The following is a 12892-nucleotide window of genomic DNA, read 5'->3' as shown; positions in this document are numbered from 1 at the left end:
TGACGTGTCGCGCCCGAGGGTTGCGGCGGGAGTGTGTTTCATCTCTACCGTTAGGAACTGAATTGAAACTCAACCGAGTTGGCGCCGCGCTGAGTGTCCTGGCCTCGGGCGCTTTGGTTTTATCAGCGTGCGGTAGCGACAACAACGCAAGCGGGGGAAGTTCGCCGGCCGGCCAATCGAGCAACGTGAGCTGCGGGGGGAAGAAGACCCTCAAGGCCAGCGGATCGACCGCCCAGGCCAATGCCATGACCCGCTTCGTCAAAGCCTTCGAGGAAGCCTGCCCAGGACAGACCCTCAACTACACGGGCAACGGCTCCGGCGCCGGCATTAGCGAATTCAACGGCAACCAAACCGATTTCGGTGGTTCCGATTCACCGCTTAGCAATGATGAGGCGGCGACGGCCGAGCAGCGCTGCGGCGGTTCGCCGGCGTGGAACCTGCCGGTGGTGTTCGGCCCGATCGCCGTCACCTACAACATCAGCGGCGTCAGTTCGCTCAACCTGGACGGCACCACGCTGGCCAAGATCTTCAACGGCACCATCACCACGTGGAACGATCCCGCGGTCGCCGCGCTCAACTCGGGTACCAGCCTGCCCGACACCCCGATTCACGTGGTGTTCCGCAGCGACGAGTCCGGAACCACCGACAACTTCCAGCGTTACCTTGACGCGGCTTCCGACGGCGCCTGGGGCAAGGGCGCCGGCAAGTCGTTCAAGGGCGGTGTCGGCGAGGGCGCGAAGGGCAACGACGGCACGTCGGCGGCGATCAAGAACACCGAGGGGTCGATCACCTACAACGAATGGTCGTTCGCGCAGGCGCAGCACCTGAACATGGCGAAGGTCATCACCTCTGCCGGCCCGGAACCCGTGGCGATCAGCACCGAATCGGTCGGAAAGACGATCGCCGGCGCTGCGATCATGGGCCAGGGCAACGACCTGGTGCTGGACACGGTTTCGTTCTACAAGCCCACCAAGCCCGGTTCCTACCCCATCGTGCTCGCGACCTACGAGATCGTGTGCTCGAAGTATCCCGATTCTCAAGTGGGTACCGCGGTGCGGGCGTTCCTGCAGTCCACCATCGGTGCTGGGCAGAATGGCTTGGCGGACAACGGGTATATCCCGATTCCGGACGAGTTCAAGTCAAGGTTGTCGACCGCAGTCAACGCCATCGCCTGATCTGAGGTCGACGTGGTCCAAGGCCGGCCGGCCAAGCCTGAGCTAGCGGCGGTCGACGCGAGTTCATCGCGACGAGCCGACCGGCTGTTCAAGCTCTTCGCGTCCACGGCGGGGATGACCATCGTCGTCTCCATCGCGCTGATCGCGGTATTCCTGTTGATCCGCGCCATCCCGTCGTTGCGCGCGAATCACGCCAATTTCTTCACCAGTTCGGTGTTCGACACCTCCGACGACGAGAAGTTGGCGTTCGGCATCCGCGATCTATTCATGGTCACGATGCTGAGTTCGATCTGCGCACTGGCACTGGCGGTGCCGATTGCCGTGGGAATCGCGGTGTTTCTCACCCAGTACGCGCCCAAGCGGCTCTCGCGTCCGTTGGGCGCGATCGTGGACCTGCTGGCCGCGGTGCCGTCGATCATTTTCGGCTTGTGGGGCATCTTCGTGCTGGCCCCCAAGCTCGAGCCCATCGCCGAATTCCTCAATCGCAACCTGGGATGGCTGTTCTTGTTCAAGACGGGCAACGTCTCGTTAGCCGGCGGCGGCACGATCTTCACCGCGGGCATCGTGCTCTCGGTGATGATCCTGCCGATCATCACCTCGGTATCGCGCGAGGTGTTCCGCCAGACCCCACAGATTCAGATCGAAGCAGCCCAAGCGCTCGGGGCGACGAAATGGGAAGTGGTGCGGATGACCGTGCTGCCCTTCGGTCGCAGCGGTGTCATTGCGGCGTCGATGCTGGGCCTGGGGCGTGCCCTGGGTGAAACCGTGGCGGTGTTGATCATCCTGCGTTCGGCGGCCAAACCGGGGAACTGGTCACTGTTCGACGGCGGGTACACGTTCGCCTCCAAAATTGCTTCTGCGGCTTCCGAGTTCAGCGAACCGCTGCCGACCGGTGCCTATATTTCCGCGGGGTTCGCGTTGTTCGTCCTGACCTTCGTGGTCAACGCCCTCGCCCGCGCCGTCGCCGGCGGGAAGGTCAACGGATGACCACCAACGCGCTCGATCAACCGGTCAAAGTGGTGGTGTTTCGGCCACTGAGCCTGGTGCGGCGGATCAAGAACAGCGTGGCGACGGTGCTGCTCTTCGCCTCGTTCGCCGTCGCGTTGGTGCCGCTGGTGTGGCTGCTGTGGGTGGTGATCGAACGCGGCTGGTACGCCGTCGTCCAGCCGGACTGGTGGACGCACTCCCTTCGCGGGGTGTTGCCCGAGGAGTTTGCCGGCGGCGTCTATCACGCGTTGTACGGAACATTGGTGCAGGCCGGAATCGCGGCCCTGCTGGCCGTACCGCTGGGCTTGATGACCGCGATCTATCTGGTCGAATACGGCTCGGGACGATTGGCCCGGCTGACCACGTTCATGGTCGACGTGCTCGCCGGGGTGCCCTCCATCGTGGCGGCGCTGTTCATCTTCAGCCTGTGGATCGCCACCCTGGGATTCCAGCAGAGCGCCCTGGCGGTGTCGTTGGCATTGGTTCTGCTGATGCTGCCGGTAGTGGTGCGCTCCACCGAGGAGATGCTCAGGCTGGTGCCCGACGAACTGCGCGAGGCCAGCTTCGCGTTGGGCGTACCCAAGTGGAAGACGATCGTGCGCATCGTCGTCCCGATCGCCATGCCCGGCATCGTGTCCGGTGTGCTGTTGTCGGTGGCGCGTGTCATCGGCGAAACCGCACCGGTGCTGGTGTTGGTCGGCTACAGCCGTTCGATCAACTTCGACGTGTTGCACGGCAACATGGCGTCCTTGCCGCTGCTGATCTACACCGAGCTCACCAACCCCGAGCATGCCGGTTTCTTGCGCGTGTGGGGAGCGGCGCTGACGTTGATCATCATCGTGGCCGCGATCAACCTCATCGCCGGGGGGATCCGGTTCCTGGCCACTCGAAGGCGATAGCCCCCGCTCAGGATCCTTGGGCCAGTTTCAGCACCCTGCCGTTACCGCGATCGGCGACGTAGACGTTGCCCTTCTTGTCCACCGCCACCGACAGGGGGTGTTGAGGCCGGTGAAGGGTAACTCGGTGGAGGTGGTGGCCCCGGCCGCCAGCTTGGCCACCGCATTGTTGTCGTGTTCGGTGACGTAGACATTGCCGGCGCTGTCCACGGTGATTCCCCACGGCGCGGTCAGGTTGGAGAACGGCAACACCGACTGGTTGCTGGTGCCGGCGTCGAGCTGCAGCACCCGGTTGTTGTCGGTGTCGGTGTCGGTGACGTAGACGTTGCCGTCGCTGTCCACTGCCACCCCGTCGGGGTTCTTGAGCCCGTTGAACGGCAGCACGACCTGGCTGGTGGAGCCGGCCGGCATCTTCACCACCCGGTTGTTGCCCCGGTCAGCGACGTACACATTGCCCTGGGCGTCCACGGCGATTCCCTCGGGGTAATTGAGGCCGTTGAACGGCAGCTCAACCTGGTTGTTCGACCCGGCGGCCAGGGCCACCACCCGGTTGTTGAAGTCGGTGACGTAGATCTTGCCGGAGGTGTCCACGGCCACGCCCTGGGGTTCGTAGAGTCCGTTGAACGGCTTCACCGTCGGCGTGCTGGACCCCGCGGGCAAGGCCACCACCCGCCCGTACATGGTCTGGTTGGTGACATACACGGTGCCGTTGGCGTCCACGGCAACCCCGCCGGGGGCGAAGCGGAAGTTGAGACCGGTAAACGGCAGCACTACTTGCCCTCGCGGCTCGGTTGAGCCTTTGGGTTTGGCGAGCACGAATGCGGTGGCGCCGGCGACGACGAGCAGCACCGCCACCACGGCGGCGCCGATTATCCAGTTCTTCCGGCTCTTTTTCGGGCTCGCCGGCGGCGCGGTGGCCGGCTGACTGGCCGGCGGTGTCGCGCTCGGACTGGATCCGGTGCCGACGGCGGGCCGGATCCCGGACTGGCTGGGCCAGCTTGTGCCGGTGATGACGGGCGCGGCCTGCGTGCGCTGGTCGGATACGTCTGGGCGGGAGCGCCATCCGGTGGTGCTTGCCGGCACCGGCCGAGCCACCGTCTCATCGCCCGTCGGATATTGCGGCGGCGGCGCAACGGGCTGCGGCGCCGGTGGCTGGGCGCCCGATCCGCTGTAGTTGGTCCAGCTTCCTCCCGCGCCAGGGTCAACGGCTGGAGTCATGAGGGCCATGTTGTCGCCCTGACGCAGGATGGTTGCTTCCTGGCGCTGCTCGGGGGTGGTGAGCGCCTCGTGCGCGGCGATGGCCAGGTCCCCGGCGCTCATGTAGCGCTCGTCGGGATTCTTGGCCATGCCTTTGGCGATCACCTCATCCAACGCGGCTGGAACCCGTCCGGGACGGAGCTGACTGGGCCGCGGGGGAGGTTCCATCAGGTGCGCGGCAATCAATCGCTCCACGCTGTCTGCGCGATAGGGCGGTGCACCGGTCAAACATTCCCCCAGCACGCACGCCAGCGCATAGATGTCGGCACGGTAGGTGACGTCGTTGCCGGTGAATCGTTTCGGGGCCATGTAGTTGTAGGTCCCCACGGCCATCCCGCCCTGGGTCAGTCCGGGATCGGCGGCGGCCCTGGCGATACCGAAATCCACCAGATACGCGAAGTCATTGTCGGCGACCAGAATGTTCTCCGGCTTCACGTCGCGGTGGGTGACGCCGTTGGAATGCGCGGCGTCCAGCGCCGCGGCGATCTGGCGCACAATGGCCACCGCCCGGGCCGGGGTCAGTGGGCCGAACTGCGTCAGCATGGCGCGCAGCGAGACACCGTCGATCAGTCTCATCTCCACGAAGAACTGGTCGTCGATCTCGCCGTAGTCGTGGATCGGCACGATGTGGGGCTCGGTCAGCCGTCCCGCGGTGTCGGCTTCGCGTTGCATCCGCGCGCAAAACGTGGGATTGCCGGAGTACTGCGTCGAAATCAGCTTGAGCGCCACCACCCGGCGTTTGCGGGTGTCTTCGGCTTCTTAGACCTCGCCCATGCCGCCACGGCCGATCAACCGCACCAACTCGTAGGGCCCAAAGCGCGACCCAACCCGTGAACCCGGCCCGGTCTCGCTCACGGTCAACGCTCCCTTCGCGTGGGCGCCCATTCCACCGGGGCCGACCCTACATATTCACGCTACCGACGCCCGTGGTGCTGGTGCGCCGAAACCGGTGGTTAACACACGGTAAATCGTCGGAGAGTGAGCAGACAACAAAAACCGGTTACTCACAGCGATTTCTGTATCCTGAGACGAAGATGTGAGCGGACCGATTCGTGCGCGAGAGAGCCCCGCAACGGGCCCGAAACGGCCCGAAGGGGGCTGAGCCAGTAGCGCTGAGGCCGGTGAAACTAGATCGGACTCTTGAGGATTCGAATGGTCCGCGGCGCCGGAGACGGTTACGCGATGGCGTTGACCACCGGGATCAATTTCGAGCGAAACGACTCCGGAAGCGGGATGTATCCGTACTCATCCAAACCAACCTGGCCGTCACCAATTGTCGCTTGCATGAAGGCTTTAACGGCGGTGCCGGTCGGCGCGTCCGGGTACTTCGAGCAGACGATCTCGTAGGTCACCAGCACTATCGGATAGGCGCCGTCCTGGGTGGGCCGGTAGAACGACGAGGTGTCCACCACCAGGTCGTTGCCCTTCCCCTTGAAGGTGGCTCCGGCGATCGTCTTGCCCACCGACTCGGCGGTGATGGTCACCGGCTCCGGGCCCGCTGACGTGATGATCTGGGCCATGTTCAATTGATGACCCACCGCGTACGACCATTCGTTGTAGGTGATCGATCCGTCGGTTCGCTTCAGCGCCTGCGACGTGCCGTCATTGCCGGCAGCACCCTCGCCGACGCCACCGTTGAAGGTCTGGCCGGCCCCCTTGCCCCACGCTCCGTCCGACGCCGCGTCGAGATACTGCTGGAAGTTGGCCGTGGTTCCGGACTGGTCGCTGCGAAAGACCACGTGGATGGGCGTCGGCGGCAGGTTGATGCTGGTGTTGAGCGCCTTGATCGCCGGATCGTCCCACTTGGCGATGGTGCCGTTGAAGATCTTGGCCAGCGTCGGGCCGTCCAGGCTGAGTGCGCTCACGCCTTTGAGGTTGTAGGTGACCGCAATCGGACCGAACACGACCGGCAGGTCCCAGGCTTCCGATCCGCAACGCTCGGAGGCCTTCTGGGGCTCGTTCTTCGCCGGGTTCATCGGCGTGTCCGACCCCGCGAAGTCGGTCTGATTCCCCAGGAACAGCTTCATTCCGGCGCCGGATCCATTTGCGTTGTAGTCCAGCGTGTGGCCCGGGCAGGCATGGATATAGGCGTAGACGAACTGTTCCATCGCATTCTTTTGTGCGGTGGAGCCCGCGGCCAGCAGCTTCTTCTTACCGCCGCAATCCACCGGCACCAATGGCGTGCTGGATCCGGTCGACGACGAGGTATTGCTGGAATGGCCTCCGTATGCCGACAACGCCAATGTGCTGGCGAGCAGCAGGCTGAGCACGACGCCAGATCGGTTGGACTTCACGCAAAAACTCCTCTCGGCGGCACGACGAGCATATGTGAACAAGTCGGGCGCTGGTCAGGACTTGGCAGCTTGTTTGGCCCGGGCCTTCTTGGCCGGCGCCTTTTCGGCGGTGCTCTTCTTCGCCGCTGACTTCCCGTCACCCGAACGCGCTTTCACGCTCGCCTCCAGCTTGGCCAGCAGGTCGGAGACATCTTCGGTCTCGTCCAGCTCTGCGGGTTGTTCTTCGGCGGTAAATGCTTCCCCGCCTTCGAGTTTGGCGTCGATCAGCTCCTGCAGTTGCTCCTGATAGGTGTCGCGGTAGCGGTCCGGGTTGAAGTCGTCTGCCATCGACTCCACCACTTGGCCGGCCATCTTGAGCTCCGCGGGTTTGATCTCCACCTCCTTGTCCAGCACCGGGAAATCCGGGTCGCGGATCTCGTCTGGCCACAACAGGGTATGCACCACCATGACCTCGCGCTTGCCGAAGTCCTTGACCCGCAACGCCGCCAGCCGCGTCTTGCTGCGCAGCGTGAAATGCACGATCGCCATCCGCTCCGTCTCGGCGAGCGTCTTGGCCAGCAGCACATACGATTTAGAGGACTTCGAGTCGGGCTCCAGGAAGTAGCTGCGGTCAATCATCATCGGATCGACTTCTTCGGCTGGGACGAATTCCAGCACCTCGATTTCGCGGCTGCGATCTTCGGGCAACGTGGCGAGGTCGTCGTCGTTGATGATCACCATCTGGCCATCGTCGGATTCGAAGGCGCGGGCCAGGTCGGAGTATTCGACCACCTCGCCACAGACCTCGCATACCCGCTTGTACCGGATGCGTCCGTTGTCCTTGGCGTGCACCTGATGGAACTTGATGTCGTGGTCCTGAGTGGCGCTGTACACCTTGACCGGCACATTCACCAGCCCGAAAGCGATTGAACCCTTCCAGATGGAGCGCATGGAGTCAGTATGCCCAGAACCCGGGTCGGTTAACAGTGCGCCGCGGCACCGGAGTCCTGCTGCCTGCCCCAGCCCCGGTCAGCTCGCGAGCGTGCGTGTCGGCACGGCGACACGCCGCATCACGCGGCATTTCGTGCACCCTCGCCGGGCCCGATTGTGGGCGTGCGGTGGTCATCGCGACTGCCGCAGGTCGGCCCGATAGGGCAGGTCGGCGCCGGCACGGGCAACGGTCAACGCCGAGGTCAGGGCCGCGACTTCGAGTGCAGAGGTCAGCGCCGACACCCCGATCTTGCGCAACTCGGTGCGCCGGTCGGCACCTAACAATCCCTGCTCCCACAGCGTGTCGAGCAGACCGGCCATGAACGCGTCTCCGGCGCCGACGGTATCGACCACGCGAACCGGCTGGGCGGGCATACTTGCCGGGCCGGCCGCGCAGAACGCCACTGCGCCCTGATCGCCCAACGTCAGCGCGACAATCGCCGGGCCGCAGGCCAGCCAGGCCCGCGCGGTCTGCTCCGGAGGCTGGGTGGGGTCGATCCAGTGCAAGTCTTCGGCACTGGCCTTGATGATGTCGCTGCGCTCGACGAGGCGTTGGATGCGTTCCCGAGTCAGGTCCGGGTCAGCCCTCAGCGACGGACGCACATTGGGATCGAAGCTCGCCGTGGCCGCGGCCCGATAGGCGTCGAGCAGCGCCGCGACCGCCAAGCATCCTGGTTCCCGCGCGGCGGCGATGGAACCGGTGTGCACGAGAAGCGGCGGCGCCACGGGGGGTGTGTCGGGTATCTGCCATTCCAGGTCGAACGCGTAGGTGGCCGAGCCGTCGGGGCCGATCCTGGCCGTCGCGGTGGGCGTCCGATCAGCCGTCTGGCTTCCCGAAACAAGTTGTACACCTGAGGATTCAATGTACTCGGCGATCCGTCGTCCGCGGGCGTCGCGGCCGATGTGGGTCAGCAGATCGACGTCGCGGCCCAATCTGGCCAGTCCGACCGCGACGTTGAGGGGGCTGCCCCCGACGTACTCGGCCGGGTCCGGCCCATCGACGATGTCGATCAGGGCTTCACCGATCACCAGCCCACGTGCCATGGCGACAGGTTACGTTGGCCATATGGGTTCGACGCAGGCCTGGCCTCCTGGACAGGCGAATGGTCCGCAGGTGACGCTGACCAACGCGGACAAGGTGCTGTACCCGGCTACCGGAACCACCAAGTCTGACGTCTTCGGTTACTACACCGGCATCGCCGAGGTGATGATCCCGCATATCGCCGGGCGCCCGGCGACTCGCAAGCGCTGGTCCAACGGCGTCGATCAGGCGTCCTTTTTCGAAAAGCAGCTAGCGTCGTCGGCGCCGGACTGGCTGCCGCGTGCCAGCGTGGTGCACCGGTCGGGAACGACGACCTATCCGATCATCGACAGCGCCACCGGGCTGGCCTGGATCGCACAACAGGCCGCCCTCGAGGTGCACGTCCCGCAGTGGCGGTTCGTTGCCGAGTGGACGTCCAAAGGCGAAATCCTCACGCCCGGGCCGGCCACCCGATTGGTGTTCGACCTGGACCCGGGCGAGGGCGTGACGATGGCCCAACTCGCGCAGGTGGCGCGGGCGGTGCGCGATCTGCTCGCCGACATCGGCCTGAGTACCCTCCCGCTCACCAGCGGTAGCAAGGGCCTGCACCTCTACACCCCGCTCGACGAGCCGGTGAGCAGCAAGGGCGCCACGGTGTTGGCCAAACGGGTCGCGCAGCAACTGGAAACGGTGATGCCGGCGTTGGTCACCGCGACCATGACCAAGAGTCTGCGGGCCGGGAAAGTGTTCCTGGACTGGAGCCAAAACAGCGGTTCGAAGACCACCATCGCGCCGTATTCGCTGCGTGGGCGCGAACAACCGACAGTCGCCGCACCACGCAGCTGGGAGGAGCTCGACGACCCGGGGCTGCGCCAACTGACCTACGACGAGGTGCTTGCCCGCCTCACCCGCGATGGCGATCTGATTGCGGCGCTGGACGCGGACCTCCCCGGCGACGACCGGCTGCTCAAATATCGCAGCATGCGCAACGCGTCGAAAACGCCGGAGCCGGTGCCCCGAGCCAGACCCGTTGTCGGGAAGGGTAATACCTTCGTGATCCAAGAGCATCACGCGCGCCGTCTGCATTACGACTTCAGGCTGGAGCGTGATGGGGTACTGGTGTCATGGGCGGTGCCGAAAAACCTGCCGGAAACCACGTCGGTGAACCACCTGGCCGTGCACACCGAAGATCATCCGCTGGAATACGCGACGTTCGAGGGCAACATCCCGAAAGGGGAGTACGGCGCCGGCAAGGTGATCATCTGGGATTCCGGCACCTATGACACCGAGAAGTTCCGCGACGACTCGAGAAACGGTGCGGAAAAGGGGGAGGTGATTGTCAACCTGCACGGCAGTCGAATCTCGGGGCGGTACGCGCTGATTCAGACCAACGGGGACCAATGGCTGGCGCATCGCATGAAGGACCAGACGGCCTTCGATTTCGACACCCTCGCGCCCATGCTCACCTCCCACGGTTCGGTGGCAGGTCTCGAGTCGGGTCAGTGGGCGTTCGAAGGCAAGTGGGACGGCTACCGGCTGCTGGTCGAAGCCGACCATGGCGCGCTGCGACTGCGCTCCCGCAGCGGACGTGACGTCACCGCGGAATACCCCCAATTACGTTCATTGGCCGCCGATCTCGCTGATCACCACGTGGTGCTCGACGGTGAATTGGTGGCCCTCGACTCCTCCGGAGTGCCCAGCTTCAACGAGATGCAGAACCGGGTGCGCGCCACCCGCATCGAGTTCTGGGCGTTCGACTTGCTCTTTCTGGACGGTCGCTCGCTACTGCGGGCCAGATACCGCGACCGGCGCAAGCTACTGGAAACCCTGGGCAGTGCGGGCAATCTGATCGTTCCGGAGTTGTTGCCCGGTGACGGCGCCGAGGCGCTGGCCTACTCGCACAAGCGCGGTTGGGAGGGAGTCATTGCCAAGCGCCGCGACTCCGGCTATCAACCCGGGCGGCGCTCGTCGGCGTGGATCAAGGACAAACACTGGAACACCCAGGAAGTCGTCATCGGCGGTTGGCGAGTTGGGGAGGGTGGGCGCAGCAGCGGGATTGGATCGTTGCCCATGGGCATTCCCGGCCCGAGCGGTTTGCACTTCGCCGGCCGTGTTGGAACCGGCTTCACCGAACGTGACCTGGCCAACCTCAAGAAGACGCTGGCGCCGCTGCATACCGACGAATCCCCATTCGACGCTGCGCTTCCGGCGCGCGAGGCCAAGGGTGTTACGTTCGTCGCGCCGACACTGGTCGGGGAGGTGCGCTATAGCGAGTGGACCCCCGATGACCGATTGCGGCAATCCAGCTGGCGTGGGTTGCGCCCGGACAAAAACCCGAGTGAGGTGGTGCGCGAATGAAATGGGTGACGTATCGAAGTGCGGACGGTGAGCGTGTCGGGGTGTTGTCCGACGGTTCGATCTACGCGATGGCGCCGGGAGTCGCCCTGCTCGATCTGATCAAGCGCGGCGCCGACGGATTACGCGAAGCCGGTGAAAACGTCTTGCGCTCACCGAGTGAGGTGGTGGCTCTCGACGAGGTGACGTTGGCGGCGCCGATACCGCGCCCGCCATCGATCCGCGACTCACTGTGCTTCTTGGACCACATGCGCAACTGTCAGGAAACGGTGGGAGGCGGCCGGGTGCTGATGGATACCTGGTATCGCATCCCGGCGTTCTACTTTGCCTGTCCGGCCACCGTGCTCGGGCCCTACGACGACGCGCCCATGGCCCCCGGAAGCGCCTGGCAGGACTTCGAATTGGAGATCGCGGCGGTGATCGGAACCGGCGGCCAGGATCTGTCCGTCGAGCAGGCCGAGCAGTCCATCATCGGCTACACGATCTTCAACGACTGGTCGGCACGTGACTTGCAGCAACTGGAAGGCCAGCTGCGCATCGGGCAGGCCAAGGGCAAAGACAGCGGAGTCACCTTGGGCCCGTATCTGGTTACCGCCGATGAGCTGCAGGCCTATCGCCGCGACGGGAAGCTGAGTCTGCAGGTGAGCGCGCTGGTCAATGACACGGTCATCGGCTCGGGATCCACCGCGACGATGGATTGGACCTTCGGGGAAGTCATCTCCTATGTCTCGCGCGGGGTGATGCTGGCGCCGGGCGATGTGATCGGCTCCGGCACCGTGCCCACCTGCACCCTCGTCGAGCACCTGACCAACCCCGACTCGTTTCCCGGCTGGCTACATGACGGCGACGTCGTCACCCTCGAGGTCGAGGGGTTGGGGCAGACGCGGCAGCGGGTATGTGCGACCCCGCCACCGCAGCCTTTGGCACCTCGCGTTGATCCCAACGCCGCGCCAGAGGCCGCCCGGGTCAACCCGGCGCCGCCGCTGGTGCCCTACACCCGTGGGCTGCACCAGGTCGCCGATCGGGTGTGGGCGTGGACATTGCCGGACGGCGGATTTGGCTGGAGCAACGCCGGGCTGGTCGCCGGAGACGGTGCCTCGCTGTTGGTCGACACGCTGTTCGATCTGGCGCTCACGCGCGAGATGCTGGACGCGATGCGGCCGATCACCGATGCGGCGCCCATCACCGATGCGCTGATCACCCATTCCAACGGTGACCACACCCATGGCAACCAATTGTTGAGCCCTTCGGTGCGCATCATCGCGGCCAAAGGCACCGCCGAGGAGATTGCCGAAGACACCGGTCCCACCTTGCTGACGGCGATGCAGACCATCGACCTCGGGCCGGTCGCGACGAGATTCATGCGGGATCGCTTCGGGCACTTCGATTTCAGCGGAATAAGGCTGCGCAACGCGGATCAGACATTCGACCACGAGCTGACGATCGATGTTGGTGGCAGGCGGGTCGATCTGATCAACCTCGGTCCCGCGCACACCGCCGCGGACTCGGTGGTGCATGTGCCCGATGCCGGCGTGCTGTTCGCCGGGGATCTGCTGTTCATCGGCTGCACGCCGATCGTCTGGAACGGGCCGATCGCGAACTGGATAGCGGCCTGCGACGCGATGATCGCGCTGGACGCGCCCATCGTGGTCCCCGGCCATGGCCCAGTCACCGACCCGGATGGAATCCGGGCCGTCCGCGGCTATTTCGAGCACGTCAACGAACAGGCCGAGGCTGCCTACCGCAAGGGTCTGTCCTTCGCCGAGGCAATCGAGACCGTCGAGCTTGGAGAGTATGCGGCGTGGCTGGACTCCGAGCGGATCGTGGTCAACATCTATCAGCGCTACCGCGAACTCGATCCCCACACCCCGGAGGTAGAGCGATTGGCGCTGCTGGTCATGCAGGCCGAGTGGGCGGCCAAGCGCGTCTAGCGGGCTA

Annotated in this window: 8 protein-coding genes and 1 pseudogene; 5 read left to right on the top strand and 4 right to left on the bottom strand. The window is 64.9% G+C overall.

Annotation, left to right across the window (positions count from 1 at the left end; genetic code table 11):
- The first annotated feature begins 62 nt into the window (after positions 1-62).
- Genes pstS (MMSP_RS07285) through pstA form a run of 3 tightly spaced genes read left to right on the top strand, consistent with a single transcriptional unit; the run spans position 63 to position 3061 of the window.
- On the top strand, positions 63-1175 hold the full coding sequence (gene pstS / locus MMSP_RS07285; protein ID WP_012396128.1) for a phosphate ABC transporter substrate-binding protein PstS: 1113 nt from the start codon (positions 63-65) through the stop codon (positions 1173-1175).
- A gap of 12 nt (positions 1176-1187) precedes the next feature.
- Complete coding sequence (gene pstC, locus MMSP_RS07280) at positions 1188-2162, top strand: phosphate ABC transporter permease subunit PstC (protein ID WP_015357057.1); 975 nt, start codon at positions 1188-1190, stop codon at positions 2160-2162.
- Positions 2159-3061: a phosphate ABC transporter permease PstA gene (gene pstA, locus MMSP_RS07275; protein ID WP_015357056.1), complete on the top strand. Its 903-nt coding sequence runs from the start codon at positions 2159-2161 to the stop codon at positions 3059-3061. Before pstC ends, pstA begins: the two co-directional genes overlap by 4 nt.
- Positions 3062-3068: 7 nt before the next feature.
- Here pstA and MMSP_RS07270 read toward each other — a convergent pair.
- From MMSP_RS07270 to MMSP_RS07255, 4 genes and pseudogenes are all read right to left on the bottom strand, one after another.
- Positions 3069-5170 (bottom strand): annotated as a pseudogene (locus MMSP_RS07270) (serine/threonine-protein kinase PknD).
- Positions 5171-5490: 320 nt separating this feature from the next.
- Positions 5491-6609, bottom strand: a complete 1119-nt coding sequence (pstS, locus tag MMSP_RS07265; protein ID WP_020786084.1) for a phosphate ABC transporter substrate-binding protein PstS — start codon at positions 6607-6609, stop codon at positions 5491-5493.
- Positions 6610-6663: 54 nt separating this feature from the next.
- On the bottom strand, positions 6664-7539 hold the full coding sequence (locus MMSP_RS07260; RefSeq protein ID WP_012396123.1) for a Ku protein: 876 nt from the start codon (positions 7537-7539) through the stop codon (positions 6664-6666).
- A gap of 171 nt (positions 7540-7710) precedes the next feature.
- On the bottom strand, positions 7711-8622 hold the full coding sequence (locus tag MMSP_RS07255; RefSeq protein WP_036426288.1) for a carbohydrate kinase: 912 nt from the start codon (positions 8620-8622) through the stop codon (positions 7711-7713).
- Positions 8623-8644: 22 nt separating this feature from the next.
- Here MMSP_RS07255 and MMSP_RS07250 point away from each other — a divergent pair, with 22 nt between their 5' ends.
- Positions 8645-10957, top strand: coding sequence for an ATP-dependent DNA ligase (locus tag MMSP_RS07250; protein WP_036426286.1), 2313 nt, complete (start codon positions 8645-8647; stop codon positions 10955-10957).
- On the top strand, positions 10954-12885 hold the full coding sequence (locus tag MMSP_RS07245; RefSeq protein WP_020786081.1) for a fumarylacetoacetate hydrolase family protein: 1932 nt from the start codon (positions 10954-10956) through the stop codon (positions 12883-12885). Before MMSP_RS07250 ends, MMSP_RS07245 begins: the two co-directional genes overlap by 4 nt.
- Positions 12886-12892 lie beyond the last annotated feature (7 nt).

Source organism: Mycobacterium sp. 012931, assembly GCF_000419295.1.
GTDB classification, from domain to species: domain Bacteria; phylum Actinomycetota; class Actinomycetes; order Mycobacteriales; family Mycobacteriaceae; genus Mycobacterium; species Mycobacterium marinum.
The sequence above is the reverse complement of the archived record's forward strand: the minus strand, read 5'-3'. Positions and strand labels throughout refer to the sequence as shown.

Excerpts from the sequence above, each read along its gene's own strand:
- pstA (WP_015357056.1), top strand. The coding sequence starts at position 2,159 with ATGACCACCAACGCGCTCGATCAACCGGTCAAAGTGGTGGTGTTTCGG.
- MMSP_RS07260 (WP_012396123.1), bottom strand. The coding sequence starts at position 7,539 with ATGCGCTCCATCTGGAAGGGTTCAATCGCTTTCGGGCTGGTGAATGTG.
- MMSP_RS07255 (WP_036426288.1), bottom strand. The coding sequence starts at position 8,622 with ATGGCACGTGGGCTGGTGATCGGTGAAGCCCTGATCGACATCGTCGAT.
- MMSP_RS07250 (WP_036426286.1), top strand. The coding sequence starts at position 8,645 with ATGGGTTCGACGCAGGCCTGGCCTCCTGGACAGGCGAATGGTCCGCAG.
- MMSP_RS07245 (WP_020786081.1), top strand. The coding sequence starts at position 10,954 with ATGAAATGGGTGACGTATCGAAGTGCGGACGGTGAGCGTGTCGGGGTG.